Here is a 21,892-nt window from a genome sequence, read left to right as displayed (position 1 = left end):
CCCGGATCAGCTCCGGACCGGCGGCTCCAGCCGCAGCGGGACGCCGAACAGGTTGAGCGCGTTGATCAGCGACACCAGGGCCACGAGATCGCCCAGCTCGCGCTCGGCGGGATAGTGCTTCCGCAGCGTCTCCCAGAGCTCGTCGCCCACCTCCCGCCGGAGCGTGACGGCCTCGGTGTAGGCGAGCGCCGCCCGCTCCCCGTCGGTGTAGAGCGGCGACTTCGCCCAGACCGCGAGGTGGTGCATCCGCTCCTCCGGCTCGCCGAGCCGCCGGGCGTCGCGGATGTGCAGGTCCACGCAGAACGCGCAGCCGTTCAGCTGGGACGCGCGGATCTTGATCAGCTCCTGGACCCGGCGGTCCAGCGGACCCTTGTGGATCAGTTTCGCGATGCCGATGAAGCCCTGGTAGACCTCGGGCGTCGCCTCCTGCAGCAGCATGCGGGCCATGCCGTTCTCCCTTCGTCACGAGGGAGACGACGCACCCGGGGCCGCTGTGACGGCGTCCGGGCGCGGCCGCAGATGAGCGATCTTGTCCGGGTTGAGCACGCGGCGGTAGGCCGTGATCCGGCCGTTCCGGACCTCCAGCGTGTCGACGCCGACGAGGCGGCCGTCCTGCCGCCGGACGAGCCAGCCCGGCTCGCCGTTGACCTCGACTGGAACGAGCCGGAAGCGGCTCCGCGCGCATCCGCAGCACGACCGTCAGCACCCGCGCGGCGCCCGAGATGACCTTGCGCGCGGCGAAGACCTTGCCGCCGCCGTCGGTCGTGTACGTCGCGTCCGGGTCGAGCAGCGCCATCAGCGCGGTGCCGTCGCCCTCCTCGTAGGCCGCCCGGAACGCCGCCAGCACCCGCGCGTGCTCGCCCCGCCGCGCCGGGCGGACCGGGTCCGCCGCGGCGATCTTGCGGCGGGCGCGGGACGCGAGCTGCCGGCACGCCGCGGGCGACCGGTCCAGCACCTCCCCGATCCGCTCGTACGGCACCTCGAACGCCTGGTGCAGCACGAACGCGACCCGCTCGGGCGGCGAGAGCTCCTCCAGGACGAGCAGCATCGCCGTGCCGACGGTGTCGTCCACGAGCACCGCGTCCGCGACGTCCGGGCCGGTCAGCAGCGGCTCGGGCAGCCACGGGCCGACGTAGTCGACGCGGCGGGCGCGGGCGGACCCGAGCACGTCGTACGCCCGCCGCGCCGCGACCGTGACGAGCCAGGCCCGCAGGTCGCGCACGCCGTCCAGCGACTCCTGCGCGGCGGCGCGGAGCCACACGTCCTGGACGATGTCCTCGGCGTCCGCGACGCTGCCGGTGATGCGGTACGCGGCGCCGAACACGGCGGGCCGGTGCTCGGCCCACTCGTCGTCGAGGCGGCGAGGACGCGGCGGCACGGGCGCTGTCATGGACGCGCCGCTCAGGCCGCCGCCGGGGTGAAGACCCACTTCTTGTAGGACCAGTACCGGAACGCCGAGCCGAGGCCGACGCCCGCGAGCAGCCCGAGGTTGTAGGCGATCCCGCCGTGCAGCCCGAGCGTGTAGTACGTGAAGCCGGTGCACAGGACCTGGATGAGCAGCCCGATCCCGTTCAGCGCGAAGAAGATCACGACCTCGCGGCCGGAGCCGTCGCTGTCGCGGTGCCGGAACGTCCAGAAGCGGTTGGCCAGGTAGGAGGTCAGCGTGGACACCACGGTCGGCACCACCACGCTGGTGACCGGGCTGCCGCCGAGCCAGGCGCGCATCAGGTTCGCGCCGAAGATCATGATGAGAGTGCCGACACACCCCACGAAGCCGAAGCTGACCAGCTCACGCAGGAATGTGCGGTACTCCGGGGCGGAAAAGACCGTTTTGGCTGGTCTTGACCGCTGCAAGGTACTCACTCGCCCAGAGAGTACCGGATTTATTGCATCGTCCTCGGCGTCGCGCGCTGGCGCGCACTCCTTCAACGGACGACGCGGCGATCGCTGCATCGCTCCGGCTCGCCCAGGGGCTCGCTGCGCGATCAGTGCCTCGCAGGCTCGGCACTGGCTTCGCACGCGATCGCGGCGCTGCGGTGGGCCTCTACGCCTTGTTACACGCCTGGCTAGAGGAGGGTGTTCAGGGGGATCTTGGGGTCGGTTAGGCGGGTGGCGTCCACTGGGGCGGCGGAGCGGATGAGGGCTTGGATGTCTCCTGTGACATCCCACACGTTCACGTTCATTCCGGCTACGACGCGGCCGGCGGAGAGCCAGAAGGCGATGAACTGGCGGGAGGCCACGTCGCCGCGGTAGACGACCTGGTCGTACTCGCCCGGGGACACGACGCCCGACATCTCCATGCCGAGGTCGTACTGGTCGGTGAAGAAGTACGGGATCCGGTCGTAGACGACGTCCCGGCCCAGCATGGCGCGCGCGGCCGCAGGGCCGCCGTTCAGGGCGTTCGCCCAGTGCTCGACGCGGATCCGGCGGCCGAGGAGCGGGTTGTAGGCGTTCGCGACGTCGCCGGCGGCGAAGATCTCCGGGTCGGACGTGCGCAGGGACTGGTCGACGAGCACGCCGTCGGACACCTCCAGCCCGGCGGCCTCGGCCAGCGCGGTGTTGGGCCTGACGCCGATGCCGACGACCACGACGTCCGCGGGGACCTCGGCGCCGCCCGAGGTGACGACGGCCGACACCTGCCCGGCGCCCCAGAACCCGGCGACGCCCTGGTCGAGGCGCAGGTCGACGCCGTGCTCGCGGTGCAGGGCGGCGAACGTCCCGCCGAGCTCCGGGCCGAGGGCCGCGTGCAGCGGCGTGGGCTCCGGTTCGATCACCGTCACGTCGTTGCCGTGCGCGCGGGCGGCGGCGGCCGCCTCCAGGCCGATCCAGCCGCCCCCGGCGATCACGACGCGGCGGCCCCCGTGGGCCAGCGCCTGCCTCAGGGCGGCGGAGTCGGCCATCGTCCGCAGGTAGTGGATGCCCTGGAGCTTCGAGCCTGGGACGTCGAGGCGCCGCGGCGACGCGCCGGTCGCCAGCAGCAGCCGGTCGTAGTGGACGGGCTCCTTGCTGTCGAGCCGGACCTCGTGGGCCGCCCGGTCGATCGAGACGGCGGAGACGCCGAGCCGCAGCTCGACGTCGTGCTTCTCGTACCAGTCGGCCTCGTGGACGTGCGCCTTCTCGCGGGCCTCCTTGCCGAGCAGGAACCCCTTGGACAGGGGCGGCCGTTCGTAGGGCCGTTCGATCTCGTCCCCGATGAGCACCACCCTGCCGGGGAAGCCCTCCTCACGGAGCGTCTCCGCCGCCTTGGCCCCGGCCAGGCTGGCACCGACGATGACGAACGTCCCCTCGGTCATGGGTGACCTCCCGTAGACGGCTTCCTGCTATGCCTACAGCGGCCCCTGTGATGAGACAAGGGTCATGCGACGGCGCGTCGGGGCACATTCCCTTCACCTCGGCGCGCCGCGACGGTCACTGGCGGTGAGGACGATCGGCGGTGCGATCGCCGAGCATGCGGTGGCGGGCCATCGCGGACAGGTCGGTCAGCGAGGCGATCTGGTCGACGACCGCGCGGAGCCGGGCGGCGTCGTCCGGGGCCTCCACGAAGGCTTCCCGGAACCCGGGGTCGAGCGTGCCGGGCGCCCCGGCGAGCATCATCTCGGCCAGCTCGGTGATCAGCGTCCGCTGGCGGGCCCTGACCTCCTCGTGACTGATCCACACGTAGTGCGCGGTGATGCCCTTGAGCAGCGCGTTCTCCAGCCGCTGGGCGCGGGGGACGATCAGCTCCGCCGCGTAGCGGGTCAGCGGGCGGTCGCCGTAGGCCTGCCGGGTGGCGGTCTCGGCGGCGAGGCAGAACCGCCCGATGAGCGTGCTGGTGAGGTTCTTCAGCGCGGCGAGGCTGCGCGGGGTGCCGTCGTAGCGGTCCGGCCAGTACGGCTCGGCGAGCAGCCGCGCGAAGCGCTCCTCCAGCTCGTTCAGGTCGGCGTCGGCGCAGTACAGCTTCGCGGCGGTCGCGGCGACCAGCCGGCGCTCGGCCGGGTCGGCGAGCCGGGCGAAGTCGATGTGCCCGGCGACGAGCGCGTCCTCCAGGTCGTGGACGGAGTAGGCGACGTCGTCGCTCCAGTCCATGACCTGGGCCTCGAAGCACGGCCGGCCGTGCCCGACGCCCTCGCGGACCCAGCGGGCGACGTCCATGTCGTCGGCGTAGACGCCGAACTTGCCGTTCACCGCGTCGGCCTGGGACCAGGGGTACTTCATCGCGGCGTCCAGCGCGGCGCGGGTGAGGTTCAGCCCGACGCTGCGGCCGTGCAGGGGCGGGCCGTCCGGCGCGAAGGACTTGGGTTCGAGGCGCGTCAGGACGCGCAGGCTCTGCGCGTTGCCCTCGAAGCCGCCGCAGTCGCGGGCGACGATGTCCAGCGCGGACTCGCCGTTGTGGCCGAACGGGGGGTGGCCGATGTCGTGGGACAGGCACGCCGTCTCGACGAGGTCGGGGTCGCAGCCGAGGGACTTGCCCAGCTCGCGGCCCACCTGGGCGCATTCGAGCGAGTGGGTGAGGCGGGTGCGCAGGCTCTGCACGGTGTCGGCGCCGGCGTCCGCGCCGGGCGAGGCGACCTGCGTCTTGGCCGCGAGGCGGCGCAGGGCGGCGCTGTGCAGGACGCGGGCCCGGTCGCGCTCGAAGGCGGTGCGGTCGCGGCGCTTCGCCGGCTCCGGCGCCCACCGCCGGCGGTCGTGCTCGGAATATTCGGTCATGTCCTTCCAGGGTATGCGGACGGCGGCGGAGCCGGCATGGCGTTCCGGTGGCCTCCGGATGAGGCGTTCAGGGCGTTCCGGTGGGCGCCGCGCTCCGCGTGCCCGGCGCCGTGGCGCCCGGGGACGCCGGCACGGCCGGGTCGCCGTGGATGGTCTTGATCGTCTCGCTGGGCGTCTTCACGCTCTTGCCGAGCAGCACGTACGACAGGTAGCCGCCCGTCTCGCGCACGATGTAGTGGAACTGCGTGTCGCGGGTCTGGACGCTCGGGCCGCTGCGGGTCGGCGACGCGGCGGCCTTGATCCCGTTGTCCTCGGCCATGCGCTTGGAGCGCAGCCCGTGCCACGGATCGGTGACGATCACGCCCGACGACCAGTGCAGCCGCTTGTACTCCTTGCCGACGGCCTGGAAGCTCTCCAGCGTGTCGCGGCCCACGGGCACCGCGACGACCCGGGCGGCGGGCACGCCGCCCTTCTCGATCAGCCAGCGGCGGCCGGAGTCGGCCTCGGTGTAGGTGTCGCCGGGGGCCTTGCCGCCCACGGTGACGATCGCGGGCGCCACCCCGGAGCGGTACAGGTCCAGCGCGTGCTGGAGCCGCCACCGCAGCGTCGGGGACGGCACCCCGTTGTACTGGGCGGCGCCGAGCACGATGATCGCGTCCGAGCGGGGCCGCTCGTCCTGGCGGGCCTGGTACCAGATCCGCGCGCCGACGGTCAGCGGCGTCAGGACGGTGATGGCGAGCAGCCCGAGGACCACGCTCACGGGGACGGTGAACCAGAGCGACCTCCGCGGGCGCTCGCCGCGGCCGGAGCGGCGGCCGCGCGGCCGCTCCTCGGTCCCGTCCGGCTCGTTTTCCGGCAACTCCACTTCCAACGTCATCGCCTTGGCCACGTTACTTAGATGGTCCGGCGGACGTGCGGAGTTCACAAGTCGGGCGTGTTGTGCGGGCCACAGCGGCCGGGGCGGCGGGCGCGCGACGCGCCCGCCGCCCCGGAGGCCGGTGCGCGCCGCCTAGCGGGCGCCGCCGGACGGGGCGTCCGCCGCCTCGATCGCCGCGCGGCCCGCCTCCAGCCGGGCGACCGGAATGCGGAACGGCGAGCAGGACACGTAGTCGAGCCCGACCTCGTGGCAGAAGTGCACGGAGTCGGGGTCGCCGCCGTGCTCGCCGCAGATGCCGAGCTTGATGCCCGGCCGCGCCTTGCGGCCCTCCTCCGCCGCGATGCGGACGAGCCGGCCCACGCCGTCCCGGTCAAGGGTCTCGAACGGGGACACGCCGAAGATGCCGAGCTCCAGGTACCGGGAGAAGAACGCGGCCTCCACGTCGTCGCGGGAGAATCCCCACGTGGTCTGGGTGAGGTCGTTCGTGCCGAAGGAGAAGAACTCGGCGGCCCCGGCGATCTGCCCGGCGGTCAGCGCCGCCCGCGGCAGCTCGATCATGGTGCCGATCAGCGCCGGGACGTCCACCCCGGTCCGCTCCTTGACCTCGTCCAGGATCCCGCGGGCCTCCTCGCGGACGGCCTCCAGCTCCTGGACGGCGCCGACGAGCGGGATCATGATCTCGGGACGCGGGTCGCCGCCGGCCCGGCTGCGCTCCGCGGCGGCCTCGGCGATCGCGCGGACCTGCATCGCGAAGAGGCCGGGAATCACCAAACCGAGACGCACGCCCCGGAGTCCCAACATAGGGTTCTGCTCGTGCAGCCGGTGAACCGCTTCGAGCAGTTCCCGGTCCTTCGGGTCCGCGGCGTCACCGGCCAGGGCGACCTTGACGGAGAGCTCGGTGATATCGGGGAGGAACTCGTGCAGCGGCGGGTCGATGAGCCGGATCGTGACCGGCAGCCCGTCCATGGCCTCGAAGATGCCCGCGAAGTCCTGCTTCTGGAGCGGTTCGAGGGCGTCGAGCGCGGCCTGCCGCCCGGCGTCGTCCGCGGCGAGGATCAGCTTCTCGACGAGCTGCCGCCGGTCGCCGAGGAACATGTGCTCGGTGCGGCACAGCCCGATGCCCTGGGCGCCGAACCGGCGGGCCCGCGCGGCGTCCTCGGGGTTGTCGGCGTTCGCGCGGACCGCGAGCGCGGCGCGGGCGTCGGCGTGCCGCATGACGCGGTCGACGGCCGTGACGAGCTCGCCGCCGTCCTCTACCGAGAGCTCGCCCTCGAAGTACCGGACCACGGGCGAGTTCTCGACGGGCACCTCGCCGAGGTAGACGTCGCCGGACGAGCCGTCGATCGAGATGACGTCGCCCTCCTCGACGGTCACGCCGCCAGGGGCGGTGAAGCGCCCGGCCTTCACGTCGACGTCCAGTTCCTCGGCGCCGCAGACGCAGGTCTTGCCCATGCCGCGGGCGACGACGGCGGCGTGCGAGGTCTTGCCGCCGCGGGACGTGAGGACGCCCTTGGCCGCGACCATGCCCGACAGGTCGTCGGGGTTGGTCTCGCGGCGGACGAGGATCACGTCCTCGCCCTGCCCGGCCAGCTCCACCGCCCGCTCGGAGGTGAACACCGCCTTGCCGACGGCCGCGCCGGGCGAGGCGTTCATGCCCTTGGTCAGCTTCTTCACCCCGTCGCCCGAGGCGTCCTCGGCGAAGCGGGGGAACATGAGCTGCGCGAGCTGGTCGCCGGTGACGCGGCGGGCGGCCTCGTCCACGTCGATGAGGTCCTGGTCGAGGAGCTGGCAGGCGATGCGGAACGCCGCCGCGGCGGTCCGCTTGCCGACCCGGGTCTGGAGCATCCACAGCTTGCCGCGCTCGATCGTGAACTCGATGTCGCACATGTCGCGGTAGTGGTTCTCCAGCGTCTCCATGATGTCGAGAAGCCGGTCGTAGGACGCCTTGTCGATCCGCTCCAGCTCCGTCAGCGGGACCGTGTTGCGGATGCCCGCGACGACGTCCTCGCCCTGGGCGTTCTGGAGGTAGTCGCCGTAGATGCCCTGCTGCCCGGTGGCGGGGTCGCGGGTGAAGGCGACGCCCGTCCCGGAGTCCATGCCGAGGTTGCCGAAGACCATCGAGCAGATGTTCACCGCGGTGCCGAGGTCGACCGGGATGCGCTCCTGGCGGCGGTACAGGATCGCGCGCGGGGCGTTCCAGGAGTCGAACACCGCCTTGACCGCGAGGTCCATCTGCTCCCGGGGGTCGGTCGGGAAGTCCCGGCCGGTCCGCTCCCGGACGATCCCCTTGAACCGGTCGACCAGCGCCCGGAAGTCGTCGGCGGTCAGGTCGACGTCGTTCTCGGTGCCGCGGGCCTTCTTGACGTCCTCGACCGCGTCCTCGAACAGGTCGCCGTCGATGTCGAGGACGGTCTTGCCGAACATCTGGATCAGGCGGCGGTAGGAGTCCCACGCGAACCGCTCGTCCCCGGACTGGTCCGCCAGGCCGTGGACCGACTCGTCGTTCAGCCCGACGTTGAGGACGGTCTCCATCATCCCCGGCATGCTGAACTTCGCGCCGGAGCGCACGCTCACCAGCAGGGGGTCGTCGCTCTGGCCGAGCCGCTTGCCCATCGTCCGCTCCAGCGCGGCGAGGTGCTCGTCCACCTCGTCCTGGAGCCCCTCGGGAAGGGTCCCGTGCCCGAGGTAGTGGCGGCAGGCCTCCGTGGTGATCGTGAACCCGGGAGGCACGGGGAGCCCGAGGTTGGTCATCTCGGCCAGGTTGGCGCCCTTACCGCCCAGCAGATCCTTGAGGTCCTTGTTTCCCTCGTCGAAGTCGTACACGAACTTGGGCACGGGCAGCTCCTTATCGCTCCGGTTCCACCCACGGGCAGTGCCGGAACCGCGCCTCCGGGAACGCGCCGCGCGACGTTTCCCCAGGCGGCAACGGGTCCGCTGCCCTGTTTGCCGGGACTGTACCCGCGTGGCGGGGCTTTCCTCGGCGCCCGGTCGCCGACACGGCGTCCTCCCAGCTCAGAGCCGGGATAGTGGTCTAATCCAGTCTGGTCGGACGGGCGGGGAACACCTCCGCCCCCGAGGCGCACGCGTTGCGCGAGAGAGGGAATGATGAATCAGGGAGGTGAGGTTGTGAGGCCGAAGGTCGCCGGCGGCCGGGCGGGGGATCCGTTCGCCCCCATCGCCGATTTCGGGTTCCTGTCCGACTGCGAGACGACCGCGCTGGTCGCCCCGAGCGGGAACATCGAGTGGATGTGCCTGCCGCGGATGGACTCGCCGAGCGTGTTCGGCTCGATCCTCGACCGGGACGCCGGGTACTTCCGGGTCGGCCCCGCGGGCGTGGAGGTGCCCGCGGCGCAGCGCTACATCCCGGGCACCATGGTGATGGAGACTACCTGGTGGGTGCACGGCGGCTGGCTCGTCGTCACCGACGCCCTGCTGATGGGGCCGTGGCACCACGAGACGGAGCGGTCCCACACGCACCGCAGGGCCCCCACGGACTACGACGCCGACCACGTCCTGCTGCGGATGGTGCGGTGCGTGAACGGCCAGGTCCAGGTGCGGCTCGACTGCATGCCGGTGTTCGACTACGGCCAGACCCCGGCGCGCTGGGAGCACACCGGCGTCGGCTACCACGAGGCCGTCGCGCGCGGCAACGGCGTGGGGCTGCGCCTCACCACCGACATGAACGTCGGCTTCGAGGGGTCGCTCGCCACGTCCCGGACCCTGCTGAAGCAGGGCGAGGCGCGGTTCGTCGCGCTGTCGTGGAGCGAGCACGACGCGCCCGCCACCTACGCGGACGCGCAGGAGCGGCTCGTCTGGACCGTCCACCACTGGCAGCACTGGCTCGACCGGGGCCGCTTCCCCGACCATCCGTGGCGCAGCCACCTCCAGCGCAGCGCCCTCACGCTGAAGGGCCTGACGTTCGCGCCGTCCGGCGCGGTGGCGGCCGCCGCGACGACCTCGCTGCCGGAGACCCCGGGCGGCGACCGGAACTGGGACTACCGCTACACCTGGATCCGCGACTCCACCATGGCGCTGTGGGCCTTCTACACGCTCGGGTACGACTGGGAGGCCAACGACTTCTTCTACTTCATCACCGACGTGGCCGAGGCCGCCGAGGGCAAGCTCCAGATCATGTACGGGCTGGACGGCCGGGAGGAGCTGCCCGAGTCGACGCTGGAGCACCTGTCCGGCTACGGCAACGCCCGCCCGGTGCGCATCGGCAACGAGGCGTACATGCAGGCCCAGCACGACGTGTGGGGTGCGATCATCGGCTCCATCTACCTGTTCGTGCGCAAGCGCGACCGGCTCGACGACCGGCTCTGGAAGATCGTCGTCAAGCAGGTCGAGGACGCCCTCGCCAACTGGCGGACCCCGGACTGCGGCATGTGGGAGGTGCGCGGGGAGCCGCAGCACTTCACCTCGTCCAAGGTGTTCTGCTGGGTCGCCGCCGACCGCGGCGCCCGGCTGGCCCGCATCCGCGGCGACGACGAGCGCGCGCGGCGCTGGCAGGCCGCCGCCGACGAGATCCACGCCGACGTCCTCGCCAACGCCCTCGACGAGCGCGGCGTGTTCACCGCGCACTACGGGGCGACCACGCTGGACGCGTCGGCGCTGCTGATCCCCCTGCTCGGCTTCCTGCCCGCCGACGACAAGCGGGTCCGGGAGACCGTCCTCGCCATCGCCGACGAGCTGTCGGAGGACGACCTCGTCCTGCGGTACCGGGCGACCGAGACCGACGACGGCTTCGAGTCGGAGGAGGGCACCTTCACGATCTGCTCGTTCTGGCTGGTCAGCACGCTGGTGATGATCGGCGAGCTGGAGCGCGCCCGGGCGCTGTGCGAGAAGCTGCTGTCCTACGCGAGCCCGCTCCAGCTCTACGCCGAGGAGATCGACCCGCACACCGGCCGGCACCTCGGCAACTTCCCGCAGGCGTTCACCCACCTGGCGCTGATCAACGCCGTCATGCAGGTGATCCGGGCCGAGAACGACGAGCACCAGCCGCCGCTGGCCTGAGACCGCCCGAGGCGCGCCGCCCGCCGTGACCGCCGGCACCCCGGTCCACGGCGGGCCTCCTTGCACCGTTCCATGATCACGATCCGACCACGAACCATGTCGGACATGCCGCGATTGATGAGAATCCCTCTATCGTCTCCGGGTGACCACGCCACCGGACGCTGACAACCTCCCGGACGAAGGCGGAACCGCCCCCGCCTGGCCCCCGCCGGACACCGCCTTCACCACTCCGGCCGCCCCCGCGCCGGGACAGCCGTCCGCCCCCGGAACGCAGCCCCCGCCCGTCCGGCGGCGGACGAGCCGGCTCGCGATCACCGCGCTGGTCACCGGCCTCCTCGGCCTGGCCCTCCTCGCGATCGGCTTCGGCATCGCCGCGCTCGTCCAGACGCGCCGCCGCAACGAGAAGGGCAGGGCACTCGCCATCGCCGGCCTCGCCGCCGCCACCGCATGGCTCGTCGCGGGAGCGGCGATCTCGGTCGCCCTCCTGGACACCGGCGGCGGGGCGCGGAGGGAGCCCGTCGCCGGCGACGTCGTGGACGGCGTCCAGATCTATCCCAAGGTCGGCGAGTGCTTCGACTTCCCCAACGGCCGGATCATGACCGACACCCGCCTCGTCCCCTGCGGCCGCCCGCACGAGGCCGAGGTCCTCTTCGCCTTCGACCTGCCGGACCCGACCTGGCCGGGAGACGCCGAGATGAAGCTGATCGCCGACAGCGGCTGCCTGAAGCAGATGGTCACGCGGTTCCAGACCACCGTCCCGGTCGAGGACGGCGACATCGTCGCCCTCAAGCCGCAGCAGGCCGGCTGGTTCCGCGACCGCGCCGTCCGCTGCGCCGCCGTGGCCCCGGAGGCCGTGAAGGTCACCGGCAGGATCACGCCGCGCGGCACGGGCGTCCGGCTCTGGGACGACCTGCGGCTCGGCGAGTGCTTCGACCGCGTCGCCGACGAGACCCTGGTCGTCCGGCCCCGCGACTGCGCCCAGCCGCACGACGCGCAGCTCACCCACCGCTTCGAGGTGCGCGGGACGGGCGCGGAGGCGGTCGGCAAGGAGGCGCTGAAGGGGTGTCTCCGCAGGTGGCTGCGGCTCTTCAACGACCGCCCGACGAGCCGCGACCTCAGCGGCTCGTACTTCACTCCGGCGAGGGACGCCTGGGAGGGCGGCAAGCGCCTCGCGTTCTGCTACGTCGGCGCCCTCAAGAACAAGAAGCGCAAGGGCTCCGTGATGCCCGCCCCGGTCGGAGCGTAGGGAGCCTCCATGAGCACTCCATCCGACGCCGACGACCCTGCGGCGGAACCGGAGGCCGTACCGGAAGTGCGGCGGACGAACCGGCTGGCGATCACCGCGCTGGTCATCGGCCTCCTCGCAGTGACCTTCCTCGCGGTGGGCGCGGCGGTCCTCGCCCTGGACATGCGCGAGAGCCCGGGGCCCGTCCGTGACTCCGCAGGGCGGATCACCAAGGCTCGCGAGGTGCCCGTGACGACGCTCCGCAAAGGCGACTGCTTCACCGGCTTCACCGAGACCGCGCCGGCCCGCACGGTGCGGTCGATGCCCTGCACCGAACCGCACGACGGCGAGGTCGTGGACGAGAAGCAGCTCGCCGCCGGGCCCTATCCCGGCGAGCAGGCCGTGACCTTCCAGGCGTCGCAGGCGTGCAAGGGATGGCTGAAGAAGTTCCAGACCAGCCGCGTCCGGGACGACCTCTCGGCCTTCAACACCGAGCCGGAGCGGGACTCCTGGAAGGACGGTGACCGCGAGGTGCTGTGCACCCTCCACTACACCGGACCCGGCGCGCTGGGCACGCCCCTGGAGTCCACCCTGGACAAGAGCCTCAAGGAGGTCACAGGGCTGCGCCCCGGTGACTGCCTTCCCGATATCGAGGGCTGGAGCGCGGTCGCTCGCACGGTGGCCTGCACCGAGCCGCACCTCTACGAGGTCATCACGCTGTTCGAGCTGCCGGACGGTCCGTATGCCGGAGACGCCCCGACCAAGCGTCGGGCCGCCGTCGGGTGCACCAGGCTCCTGCGAGCGGCCTTCAAGCGGGATCGCCCACCGGTAGCGATGTCGGGCGTTGCCTGGCCTCCTGAGGAGTGGCAGTGGGACGAGGGAACGCGCACGGCCATCTGCCTGGCCCGGCCGTCGAAGGGGCGCTTGAACCGGTCGGTGATGCCGCAGCCAGCCGTTCGCACTTAGAAGGACACCCCATGACAACTCCATCGGAAGCCGACGAGCCCTCGACGGAACCTGAGGCCGAGCCTGCGCAGGAGTGGGCCCGTCCCGACGCGGCCCTGTCCGAGCCACCGGCGGTCCGGCCGCCGGCGCCGGAGCCGCCCGGGCAGCCCGTAGAGCCGTTCGGTTCCGCGGGGGCGGTCGTACCGGGGGCGCGGCGGACGAATCGGCTCGCGATCGTCGCGCTGGTCACCGGGTTGCTCTGCCTGGTCCCCCTGGCCCTCGGGTTCGGCGTCGCCGCACTCGTCCAGACGGGACGCCGCAACGAGAAGGGCCGGGGGCTCGCCGTCGGCGGGCTCGTCGCGGCGCTCGCGTGGGCCGCGGCGGGCGCGGTCTTCGCGGCCATGAGCCTCGGCTCGCTGTTCGCGCCGGACCGGGACGAGGCCGGGCACATCCGCAAGAGCGGGCGGGTGCTGGTCGGGGCGCTGCGCGTCGGTGACTGCTTCACCGGATTCAGCGGGGACACGAGCAACCGCTTCGTCACCGCGATGCCGTGCACGCGGCCCCACGACGGCGAGGTTGCGGCCAGGGTGCAGATGCAGGACGGGCCCTACCCCGGCGACGAGCGGACGACGGAGTTGGCGACCGACCTGTGCGAGCGGCGCCTGACGCGCCTCCTGCGGAAGAGCCGCTACAGCGACGATTTGGAGATCTACGCCACGCAGCCCGACGGGACGACATGGCGCAGCGGGGACCGCGAGGTGACGTGCATGCTGCGCTACGTCGGCCCCGGCACGCTGACGGCGCCGCTGTCGGAGTCCGTGGACGAGGCCGCGAAGGCGTTCGCGGATATGGCGGTCGGCGACTGCTTCGGGAAGTGGAAGGACGACTCCCCCACGCAGCGCGTGGTCTCCTGCACCGGCCCGCACTGGAGCGAGGTGTACTGGGTCCAGGCGCTGCCCGCCGGGCCTTATCCGGGGGACGCGAAGGTCGAGCGGCAGGCGGACGCCCTGTGCGACAAGCGCGCGGGCACGGTGTTCAAGGGCCATAAGCGGCCCGACCGGTTGTTCCACCTGTATCCGCTGGAAGGCGACTGGTCCGCGGAGGACCGCAGGATCGTCTGCCTCGGCGAGAGCCTGGACAGGCCGATGAGGGGCCCGATCGTCCCGCGCTGAGCCGGGTGACAAAAGCGCGGCACGAGGTCATCAGCCGGCTGACAAGACCCGCCCGATCGCGTCCCGTCAAGGGTGGACCGGGTCAAAAAAGCCCGCCGCCAGCGGCCTTTTCACCGCCACCAGCAGACACGCGCGCGTGTCCCGATCCGGCCACACCGCGTTGGCCGGGGAGTCATTGCCGGACCGGGAAAGGCGAATTACTTTCACGATGCCCACCCCGAACCGGACAAAGGAGTATCCGGTGGCACGTATCAGACAGACCGCAGCCGTCGGAACGGCCGTCCTCGCCGTCCTCGCCGTCGGGACGGTTCCCGCCTCCGCCGCGACCACCACCATCCGCAAAGGCTCGGCGGCCGCCGCGCCCTACACGGGCAACGTCCGCGCCTCGCTGCTCGGCAGCGCGACCGTCTCGTCGTCCATCGGCAGCGGGAGCTGCAACGAGTCGACGATGACCGGGGCCATCCAGTCCAACGGCACCGGGCTCAACGTCAGCAGCGCGAGCTTCACCAGCAACGGCGGCGGCCCCTGCACCGGCACCACGACGGCCACGATCACCGCGCAGAACCTGCCGTGGAGCGGCGGCAGCGTCGTCTTCGACTCCGCGCACACCGGCAACCGCGACGCCGCCGTCACGATCGCGAACTTCAGGGTCAAGGCCGTGGTGAACCTGCTGGGCGGGATCACGTGCATCTTCGGCGGCAACCTCACCGCGAACGGCTACAACCCCACCAACCCGAACCGTCCGGTCACCGGCAACAACCAGGCCCAGGTCGGCGTGAACGGCGCCACGGTCAGCAAGCAGTCCGGCAGCAACATCTTCTGCCCGTCCACCGCCACGGTCACCGCCACCTACCAGCTCCTCGGTGAGACCGTCGCCGGGTCCGGCACGTTCAACCAGACGCTGTTCGTGACGAGCTGACGCTCTCCCCAGGGACGCACCCCCAGGACGCTCCCGGAGAAGCGGCGGGCCGCCGGTGCGAGGGCGGCCCGCCGCGCGGCGTTCCGGCCCCGCGCGGAACGCGCGGGATCAGCAGCCGACGAGCTGCGCGGCCAGGAACGACTCGACCTGGCTGATCGCGATGCGCTCCTGGCTCATCGAGTCGCGCTCCCGGACGGTCACCGCGTCGTCCTTCAGGGTGTCGAAGTCGACGGTGACGCAGAACGGGGTGCCGATCTCGTCCTGGCGGCGGTAGCGGCGGCCGATGGCGCCCGCGTCGTCGAAGTCGACGTTCCAATTGCGGCGCAGCCGGGCGGCGAGGTCGCGGGCCTTCGGGGACAGGTCGGCGTTGCGCGACAGCGGCAGCACCGCGACCTTGACCGGCGCGAGGCGGCGGTCGAGGCGCATGACGGTGCGCTTCTCCAGCTTGCCCTTGGCGTTGGGCGCCTCGTCCTCGGCGTAGGCGTCCATCATGAACATCAGCGCGGCGCGGTCGACCCCGGCCGCGGGCTCGATCACGTACGGGGTGAACCGCTCGCCGGACTCCTGGTCGAAGAACGACAGGTCGGCGCCGGACGCCTTCGAGTGCGTCGTGAGGTCGAAGTCGGTGCGGTTGGCGACGCCCTCCAGCTCGCCCCACTCGCCGCCGACGAAGTTGAAGCGGTACTCCACGTCCACGGTGCGCTTGGAGTAGTGCGAGAGCTTGTCGGCCGGGTGCTCGTACAGCCGCAGGTTCTCCTTGCGGACGCCCAGGTCGACGTACCACTGGAGGCGCTCGTCGATCCAGTACTGGTGCCATTCCTCGTCGGTGCCCGGCTTGACGAAGAACTCCATCTCCATCTGCTCGAACTCGCGGGTCCGGAAGATGAAGTTGCCGGGGGTGATCTCGTTGCGGAACGACTTGCCGATCTGGCCGATGCCGAACGGCACCTTGCGGCGCGCGGACTGCTGGACGTTCAGGTAGTTGATGAAGATGCCCTGCGCGGTCTCGGGCCGCAGGTAGGCCAGGCCGGACTCGTCCTCGACCGGGCCGAGGTAGGTCTTGAGCAGGCCGTTGAACATCTTCGGCTCGGTGAAGGAGCCCTTCACGCCGCAGTTCGGGCAGGTGATGTCGGCGAGGCCGTTCGCGGGCGGGCGGCCGTGCTTCTCCGCGTAGGCCTCTTCGAGGTGGTCGGCGCGGAAGCGCTTGTGGCACGACTGGCACTCGGTGAGCGGGTCGACGAACGCCTGGACGTGGCCGCTGGCCTCCCACACCTCGCGCGCGAGGATCACGCACGAGTCGAGGCCGACGACGTCGTCGCGGCCCTGCACCATCGACTTCCACCACTGGCGCTTGACGTTGTTCTTCAGCTCGACGCCGAGCGGCCCGTAGTCCCAGGAGGCGCGCAGCCCGCCGTAGATCTCGCTCGACGGGTAGACGAGCCCCCGCCGCTTGGCGAGGTTGACGATGGTGTCCAACACATCGGAACGGCGTGCCATGAAACGTTCTCCATCCGGCTGGCGGTCGGCGGGACAGCGAATGCGCCCCGGATCCTTGAGAGGTGGGCGGAGGCGCGGAGATCCCCGTGATGACGTACTGCGATGCCGCGCGAGGCGCGGTCGTCGCCGGCACCTCCGAGCATTTCCCAGCTTAGGGCACCGCGAGCGGTTCCCGGACGGCAACCTGCCAGGGCACCGGCCCGGGATTCCCTCCCCCGGCCCGGCGCCCGGCCCGGCGCCCGGCCCGGCTCGCGCCCCGGTTCGCGCTCCGCGTGCCCGCGGCTCAGTAGACCCGCCCGTCGACGTAGTTGCTGTCGATGTTGATCGTCACCCCGCCGTGCCTCTCCCTGTGGCCGCCGCGGTACTGCTTGATGCGGCGGTGCGGGGGCCACCACCGGTCGGGCAGGTACGGGTCGCCGTACGCCTGCGCCCTGCCGTCCCAGTCGGCGAACCAGATGCATCCGGGCTTGCTGATCCCGGTGGCCCAGCCCACGTCCCGCATGCCGGAGCTGGCGCTGCTGTACATGCAGGGCTGGTAGTTCCTGGCCTCCAGCGCGCGGACCCACGCGTCCACGAAGCGGAGCACGGCCTTCCGGCAGGACGCCTTCCTGCTGCGGTACGCCTCCATGTCCAGGTAGACGGGCATGCCGGGCGGGATGCCGAGCGCGTCGGCCCTGCGCGCGGCGTCCGCGGCCGCCGCGGCGCCCTTCGCCGCCGCGTTCCTGCGGGTGAAGCGCTGCGGGCGGCGGCCGCAGGGCGCCTGGAGGCCGACGTAGGTGGGCGTGATCCGGTACCCCATCCGGCGCACCTCCCGCACCCACGAGGCGGTCAGGTTCGGCTGGGCGCAGCCGCGGGCCGCGCCGCCGATGTAGATGTTGGTGACGTCGAACGACGGCCGCCACGCCCTCATCGCGGCGAGGGACGGCGCCGTGCAGGTGTCGAAGCCCTTCCCCGTCGCCCAGTTCGTCTGCTCGTCCGGCCCCTCGACGCCGGCCTGGCCGTCCGGGGGCAGGGGCGGCGGCGGCCCGCCGGACGGTTGACCCGGCCCGGCGCCGGCCGGTTCGTCCGGGTCGTCGATGCCGGACGGCGGGGTGAGCCAGGGGAACCCGGGCAGCGTCGGGTCGGGATCGGCCTCGGCCTTCCGGCGCGCGGGCTCCACCGGCCCCCCGGACGCGGCGCCGTTGGGCTGCGCGGCGTGCTTCGGAGCGGTGGCGGCGCCGCCCGGCTTCGCCCCTCCGGACCCGGCGGGCCAGTTCGGGGTCAGCCGGGTGGCGCGGATCGTCCGTTCGAGCAGGGCCCGGTCGGTCCCGTACACGCCGATGATCGTGACACCGGCCTCGGGGAGCCGGACCGTGGTCTCCTGGCCGGTCGAGGGGCGGACGTCGAGCCCGGCGAGCTTGTCGCCCTGGACGGCGGTCCGCGACGTCCGGCCGGCGCCGAGCGGGACGACGTGGAGGGCCTCGGTGCGGCCGACCACGCGGGCCGGGCAGTCGGGCTGCGCGCCCGGCCGCCCGAGGTAGACGGCGTGCCGGTCGTACCGGACGCAGCGGGCCGGATGCCGGTCGAGGCGGTGCACCTCCCAGCCCGGCGGGACGGGAACGCGCACGCCGCGGTAGTGGACGACGCGCGGCGCGTCCCGGGGCGGCGCGCTCCGCGGCGGCGCCGGGCGGATCAGCGCGGCGGGTGCGTCGGGCGGGGTCCGCGCGGCGGCCGGACCGAGACCGGCGACGAGCGGAGCGGCCGCCGCCACCCCGGAGATTCCACTGAGCAGGACGGCATGGCGCATCACATCTCCCCCGAAAGAAGCCCCGCGGTCCCCGGAGGCCCTGTCCCTCCGGGGCCGCGGCATGACCGTGATGCGGCAGAGATGACCTTGGCGGGGGCACGCCAAACCCGGCCGGAACGCTTCTTGCCCGGTCATTGCCCGTATCCGGACCGGCCGCCCTTACCTCATGACTCGGGCACGGGCGGGACGGCGCTGACGACCTCGTACGCGCCCGGCTCGTCCACGGCCATCGCGGCGAGCGGGACGAACTCCAGCCGCACCTCGTAGGCGCCGAGGGCGCGCCGGTAGTAGCCGGCGCCGTCCCACTCGGTGACGAGGGCCCAGAGCGCGGGATCGTCGACGGTCCGCGCGAGCCGGCCGGAGCGGAAGCCGGGGCTCGCCGACAGCGCCGCGAGCACCGCGTCCATCCGCGCGGCGAAGCCGTCGGCCTCCTCGCTCGGCACCCGGTACCGGGTTATCGCGATCATCGGTCCATCCTGGCAGTACGTTGGGGCCCGTGAGCACACGGGACGGGACGGGCATGCGGGCGGCGGTCGAGCGGTGGAGCGCGGCTCCCGTGGTGTTCCTGCACCGCCTCCCGCGCGGGGTGCTGCTGGCGGCGGTGTTCGCGCTGCTGGTGGTCGGCATGGTCAGGACGGGCTGGGTGGGCGCCGCGGGGCTGCTCGTGCTCGCGGTGGCGCTGGCCTGGTTCGGCTACCTCAACTGGCCCGCGCTGGACGCGTCCGGACGGCTGCTGCGCGTCGTCGCGCTGGCCGTCTTGACCGGATTTGCCCTAGCTCGCGGCATCGGTCGGTTTTGACAATCATTTTCATCTTCGTCCATAATCCTGACATGCCCACCTCGTCCCGTTTCGCCCGCGGTCCCGCGTCCCCCCTCACCCTCCGTGCCGCCGCCGTCGCCCTCGCGGGCCTGGCCGGCGCGACCGGCCTCGCCGCCTGCGGCGACGCGGACGCGGGCGGCTCCGGCGGCAGGACGGAGGTCGTCGCGTCCTTCTACCCGGTGGCCTGGCTGGCGGGACGGATCGGCGGCGGGGACGTGTCCGTCCGGACCCTGACCAAGCCCGGCGCGGAGCCGCACGACCTGGAGCTGACGGCCCGGCAGGTCGCCGACGTCGGCAAGGCCGACTACGCCGTCTACGTCAAGGGCGTGCAGCCCGCGGTGGACGAGGCCGTCGAGAAGCACGCGAAGTCCAAGTCGCTGGACGCGGCGAGCGTCGTCAAGACGCTGCCTCCGCCCACGGGCGGCGAGGAAGAGGAGCACGAGGGCGACCACGAGCACGCGGACACGAATTACGACCCGCACATCTGGCTCGACCCGAGCCGCATGGCCACGATCGCCACGGCCCTCGGCGACAGGCTAGCCAAGGCGGACGCGCCGCACGCCGCCGGATACCGCGACCGCGCCAAGGCCGTCGCCACCGAGCTGTCCGCCCTCGACCGGCAGTACCGGGACGGGCTGAAGACCTGCAAGCGGAACACGATCGTCACCGCACACGCCGCCTTCGGCTACCTAGCCGAGCGGTACGGGCTGCGGCAGGTCCCGATCGCGGGCGTGGACCCGACGAGCGAGCCGTCCCCCAAGCGGATCGCCGAACTCAGCGGGCAGATCAAAACCGCGGGCGCCACCACGGTGTTCACCGAGACCCTCGTCAGCCCCAAGGTCGCGCAGACGCTCGCCAAGGAGGTCGGGGTGAAGACCGCCGTGCTCGACCCGGTCGAGGGCGTCGCCGAAGGCTCGTCCGACGACTACCTGACCATCATGCGCAAGAACCTCGAAACGCTGCGGCCCGCGCTGGAGTGCTCATGAACGACGAGGCGCCACCGTTCGCGATGACCGGCGGCCTGGTGCGGCGGGACGGCCGCGAGGTGCTCGCGGGCGTCGACCTGCGGGTCGCCGCGGGCGACGTGCTCGCGGTCCTCGGCCCGAACGGCGCCGGGAAGTCGACGCTGGTCAAGGCCCTGCTCGGGCTGATCCCGCTGGCCGCCGGCCGGACCGAGATCTACGGGGTGCCGCCCGCCGCGTTCCGCGACTGGAAGCGCCTCGGGTACGTGCCGCAGCGGCTGCCGATGGGCGGCGGCGTCCCGGCGACCGTCCGGGAGGTCGTGGCGTCGGGACGGGTGGCGCGGCAGTCCCGCTGGCGGCCGTCCTCGGCCGCCGACCGCGCCGCCGTCGACCGCGCCCTCGCGGCCGTCGGCCTCACCGACCTCGCCGGCGAGTCGGCGCACCTGCTGTCGGGCGGCCAGCAGCAGCGCGTGCTGATCGCCCGCGCGCTGGCGGGCGAGCCCGACACGTTCGTCATGGACGAGCCGACCGCGGGCGTGGACGCCGGCAGCCAGGCCGCGCTCGCCGCGACGCTGCGCGACCTGGCCGGGGCCGGCCGCACGGTGGTGCTGGTCGCGCACGAGCTCGGCCCGCTGGAGCCGCTGATCACCCGCACGGTCGAGCTGGAGCACGGCCGCGTCGTCCGCGAGACGGCGCTGCGGGAAGTCACGGGGACCACGACATGATCGAGATGTTGCAGTACGACTTCATGCGCATCGCGCTGGTGATGGCGGTGCTGATCGGGCTGACGGCGCCCGCCGTCGGCACGTTCATCGTCCAGCGCAGGCTGTCACTGCTCGGCGACGGCATCGGCCACATCGCGCTGACCGGCATCGGGCTGGGCCTGCTGACCAGCACCTCCCCCGTCCTCGCCGCGCTGCTCGTGTCGGTGCTGGGCGCGGTGGCGATCGAGGTGCTGCGGGCCCGCAGCCGCAGCGGCGCCGACGTCGTGCTGGCGCTGCTGTTCTACGGCGGGCTCGCGGGCGGCGTCCTGCTCACCAACGGCCAGGGCGGCGGCACGAGCCTCCAGTCCTACCTGTTCGGCTCGATCAGCAGCGTCTCCACCGGCGACCTGTACGTCGTGGCGGGCCTCGCCGCCGCGGTGCTCGCCATCGTCGTCCTGTTCGGGCGGGAGATGTTCCTGCTGTGCCAGGACGAGGAGGTCGCGCGCGCGTCCGGGCTGCCCGTCCGCTTCCTCGGCGTCCTGATCGCCGCGACCGCCGCCGTCACCGTCGTGATCGCGATGCGGGCGATCGGGCTGCTGCTGGTCAGCGCCCTCATGATCGTTCCGGTGGCCGCGGCGCAGCAGGTCACCCGGGGGTTCCGCGGCACGATGCTGCTGGCGATGGGAGTCGGTGTACTGTCGGCCGTATCGGGGCTGGCGGGCTCCTTCCAGTACGATCTTCCCCCGGGACCGTCCATCGTGCTGCTGGCGCTGGCCCTGTTCGTCGTCGCCGTCGCCGGGGGGTCGGTCGTGCGGCGCAGACGTGCGCGGGCCGGCGCGTCCGGGGAGGCCGTCCCCACCACGGTCAGGCCCGCCGTGGACGCCGAGGCGGAGGTGCTTGGAGGATGACGACGGCCCGCCGGGACGCGGTGCGGCAGGTGCTGGCCGGCTGCGACGGCTTCCGCAGCGCGCAGGACATCTTCGCCGACCTCCGCGCGGACGGCTCCAAGATCGGCCTCACCACGGTGTACCGGGCCCTCCAGGCGCTCAGCGACTCCGGCGAGGTGGACGTGCTGCGCACCGACGACGGCGAGGCCGTCTACCGGGCCTGCCGCACCGAGCAGCACCACCACCACCTGGTCTGCCGCGAGTGCGGCCGGACCGTCGAGGTCGAGGGCCCGGCCGTGGAGCGCTGGGCCGACGCGATCGGCGCCGAGCACGGCTTCGTGGACATCACGCACACCGTCGAGGTCTTCGGGACGTGCGCGGGCTGCGCCCGCTGACCGT

The 21,892-nt window shown here is 72.5% G+C and carries 19 protein-coding genes and 1 pseudogene; 10 read left to right on the top strand and 10 right to left on the bottom strand.

Translation table 11 applies throughout. The annotated features are described in order from the left end of the window. Positions 1-6 precede the first annotated feature (6 nt). From E1300_RS20855 to ppdK, 7 genes and pseudogenes are all read right to left on the bottom strand, one after another. Positions 7-447 carry a carboxymuconolactone decarboxylase family protein gene (locus E1300_RS20855; RefSeq protein ID WP_131758705.1) on the bottom strand — a complete coding sequence of 147 codons (441 nt, stop codon included), beginning with the start codon at positions 445-447 and terminating at the stop codon, positions 7-9. 505 nt (positions 448-952) lie between these two features. Next, a pseudogene (locus tag E1300_RS53995) lies at positions 953-1,390 on the bottom strand (sigma-70 family RNA polymerase sigma factor); the annotation flags it as partial. Between the two features lie 11 nt (positions 1,391-1,401). Further along, positions 1,402-1,746 (bottom strand): GtrA family protein, encoded by a 345-nt coding sequence (locus E1300_RS20845; protein WP_242619282.1) that lies wholly within the window; start codon positions 1,744-1,746, stop codon positions 1,402-1,404. A gap of 320 nt (positions 1,747-2,066) precedes the next feature. After that, positions 2,067-3,293, bottom strand: a complete 1,227-nt coding sequence (locus E1300_RS20840; RefSeq protein ID WP_131758703.1) for an NAD(P)/FAD-dependent oxidoreductase — start codon at positions 3,291-3,293, stop codon at positions 2,067-2,069. 115 nt (positions 3,294-3,408) lie between these two features. Beyond that, positions 3,409-4,686, bottom strand: a complete 1,278-nt coding sequence (locus tag E1300_RS20835) for a deoxyguanosinetriphosphate triphosphohydrolase (protein WP_131758702.1) — start codon at positions 4,684-4,686, stop codon at positions 3,409-3,411. Positions 4,687-4,753: 67 nt separating this feature from the next. Continuing rightward, a complete protein-coding gene (locus tag E1300_RS20830; RefSeq protein ID WP_242619281.1) occupies positions 4,754-5,551 on the bottom strand; it encodes a YdcF family protein in 798 nt (265 codons plus the stop codon). A gap of 144 nt (positions 5,552-5,695) precedes the next feature. After that, a complete protein-coding gene (gene ppdK, locus E1300_RS20825) occupies positions 5,696-8,398 on the bottom strand; it encodes a pyruvate, phosphate dikinase (protein ID WP_131758700.1) in 2,703 nt (900 codons plus the stop codon). A gap of 291 nt (positions 8,399-8,689) precedes the next feature. Here ppdK and E1300_RS20820 point away from each other — a divergent pair, with 291 nt between their 5' ends. The 5 genes from E1300_RS20820 to E1300_RS20800 all read left to right on the top strand — a co-directional run bounded on the left by E1300_RS20820 (position 8,690) and on the right by E1300_RS20800 (position 14,837). After that, entirely contained in the window at positions 8,690-10,576 is a 1,887-nt protein-coding gene (locus E1300_RS20820) for a glycoside hydrolase family 15 protein (protein WP_242619280.1), read from the top strand. A 142-nt stretch (positions 10,577-10,718) separates the two neighbouring features. After that, on the top strand, positions 10,719-11,822 hold the full coding sequence (locus E1300_RS20815; RefSeq protein WP_131758698.1) for a DUF4190 domain-containing protein: 1,104 nt from the start codon (positions 10,719-10,721) through the stop codon (positions 11,820-11,822). A 9-nt stretch (positions 11,823-11,831) separates the two neighbouring features. Further along, a complete protein-coding gene (locus tag E1300_RS20810; RefSeq protein ID WP_131758697.1) occupies positions 11,832-12,767 on the top strand; it encodes a septum formation family protein in 936 nt (311 codons plus the stop codon). Between the two features lie 11 nt (positions 12,768-12,778). Next, positions 12,779-13,918 carry a DUF4190 domain-containing protein gene (locus tag E1300_RS20805; protein WP_131758696.1) on the top strand — a complete coding sequence of 380 codons (1,140 nt, stop codon included), beginning with the start codon at positions 12,779-12,781 and terminating at the stop codon, positions 13,916-13,918. A 241-nt stretch (positions 13,919-14,159) separates the two neighbouring features. Then, on the top strand, positions 14,160-14,837 hold the full coding sequence (locus E1300_RS20800; protein WP_131758695.1) for a hypothetical protein: 678 nt from the start codon (positions 14,160-14,162) through the stop codon (positions 14,835-14,837). 108 nt (positions 14,838-14,945) lie between these two features. On the opposite strand, the gene E1300_RS20795 is transcribed toward E1300_RS20800, so the two are convergent. The 3 genes from E1300_RS20795 to E1300_RS20785 form a co-directional block, all read right to left on the bottom strand. After that, positions 14,946-16,334 carry a glycine--tRNA ligase gene (locus E1300_RS20795; protein ID WP_131758694.1) on the bottom strand — a complete coding sequence of 463 codons (1,389 nt, stop codon included), beginning with the start codon at positions 16,332-16,334 and terminating at the stop codon, positions 14,946-14,948. Between the two features lie 283 nt (positions 16,335-16,617). Further along, a complete protein-coding gene (locus E1300_RS20790) occupies positions 16,618-18,120 on the bottom strand; it encodes a DUF1906 domain-containing protein (protein ID WP_131758693.1) in 1,503 nt (500 codons plus the stop codon). 164 nt (positions 18,121-18,284) lie between these two features. Continuing rightward, a complete protein-coding gene (locus E1300_RS20785) occupies positions 18,285-18,587 on the bottom strand; it encodes an antibiotic biosynthesis monooxygenase family protein (RefSeq protein ID WP_131758692.1) in 303 nt (100 codons plus the stop codon). A 29-nt stretch (positions 18,588-18,616) separates the two neighbouring features. Between E1300_RS20785 and E1300_RS20780 the strand changes: the two genes are divergently transcribed. Genes E1300_RS20780 through E1300_RS20760 form a run of 5 tightly spaced genes read left to right on the top strand, consistent with a single transcriptional unit; the run spans position 18,617 to position 21,888 of the window. Beyond that, the gene (locus E1300_RS20780; protein ID WP_131758691.1) at positions 18,617-18,919 is read left to right on the top strand and encodes a DUF6703 family protein; all 303 of its coding nucleotides are present in this window, start codon (positions 18,617-18,619) and stop codon (positions 18,917-18,919) included. Between the two features lie 32 nt (positions 18,920-18,951). Next, positions 18,952-19,926, top strand: a complete 975-nt coding sequence (locus tag E1300_RS20775) for a metal ABC transporter substrate-binding protein (RefSeq protein ID WP_131758690.1) — start codon at positions 18,952-18,954, stop codon at positions 19,924-19,926. Next, entirely contained in the window at positions 19,923-20,627 is a 705-nt protein-coding gene (locus E1300_RS20770; RefSeq protein WP_131758689.1) for a metal ABC transporter ATP-binding protein, read from the top strand. The genes E1300_RS20775 and E1300_RS20770 overlap by 4 nt, the downstream gene beginning before the upstream one ends. Continuing rightward, positions 20,624-21,514, top strand: coding sequence for a metal ABC transporter permease (locus E1300_RS20765; RefSeq protein WP_131758688.1), 891 nt, complete (start codon positions 20,624-20,626; stop codon positions 21,512-21,514). Before E1300_RS20770 ends, E1300_RS20765 begins: the two co-directional genes overlap by 4 nt. Further along, positions 21,511-21,888 carry a Fur family transcriptional regulator gene (locus E1300_RS20760; RefSeq protein ID WP_131758687.1) on the top strand — a complete coding sequence of 126 codons (378 nt, stop codon included), beginning with the start codon at positions 21,511-21,513 and terminating at the stop codon, positions 21,886-21,888. The genes E1300_RS20765 and E1300_RS20760 overlap by 4 nt, the downstream gene beginning before the upstream one ends. Positions 21,889-21,892 lie beyond the last annotated feature (4 nt).

The organism is Actinomadura fibrosa, from assembly GCF_900659615.1.
Lineage (GTDB): Bacteria > Actinomycetota > Actinomycetes > Streptosporangiales > Streptosporangiaceae > Spirillospora > Spirillospora fibrosa.
Note: the sequence above shows the minus strand (reverse complement) of the source record. Positions and strands in the feature narration are given on the sequence as shown.

Coding starts and splice junctions, on each gene's coding strand:
- E1300_RS20785 (WP_131758692.1), bottom strand. CDS start 18,587: ATGATCGCGATAACCCGGTACCGGGTGCCGAGCGAGGAGGCCGACGGC.
- E1300_RS20805 (WP_131758696.1), top strand. CDS start 12,779: ATGACAACTCCATCGGAAGCCGACGAGCCCTCGACGGAACCTGAGGCC.
- E1300_RS20775 (WP_131758690.1), top strand. CDS start 18,952: ATGCCCACCTCGTCCCGTTTCGCCCGCGGTCCCGCGTCCCCCCTCACC.
- E1300_RS20795 (WP_131758694.1), bottom strand. CDS start 16,334: ATGGCACGCCGTTCCGATGTGTTGGACACCATCGTCAACCTCGCCAAG.
- E1300_RS20855 (WP_131758705.1), bottom strand. CDS start 447: ATGGCCCGCATGCTGCTGCAGGAGGCGACGCCCGAGGTCTACCAGGGC.
- E1300_RS20790 (WP_131758693.1), bottom strand. CDS start 18,120: ATGCGCCATGCCGTCCTGCTCAGTGGAATCTCCGGGGTGGCGGCGGCC.
- E1300_RS20765 (WP_131758688.1), top strand. CDS start 20,624: ATGATCGAGATGTTGCAGTACGACTTCATGCGCATCGCGCTGGTGATG.
- E1300_RS20770 (WP_131758689.1), top strand. CDS start 19,923: ATGAACGACGAGGCGCCACCGTTCGCGATGACCGGCGGCCTGGTGCGG.
- E1300_RS20840 (WP_131758703.1), bottom strand. CDS start 3,293: ATGACCGAGGGGACGTTCGTCATCGTCGGTGCCAGCCTGGCCGGGGCC.
- E1300_RS20845 (WP_242619282.1), bottom strand. CDS start 1,746: ATGATCTTCGGCGCGAACCTGATGCGCGCCTGGCTCGGCGGCAGCCCG.
- E1300_RS20835 (WP_131758702.1), bottom strand. CDS start 4,686: ATGACCGAATATTCCGAGCACGACCGCCGGCGGTGGGCGCCGGAGCCG.
- E1300_RS20810 (WP_131758697.1), top strand. CDS start 11,832: ATGAGCACTCCATCCGACGCCGACGACCCTGCGGCGGAACCGGAGGCC.
- E1300_RS20760 (WP_131758687.1), top strand. CDS start 21,511: ATGACGACGGCCCGCCGGGACGCGGTGCGGCAGGTGCTGGCCGGCTGC.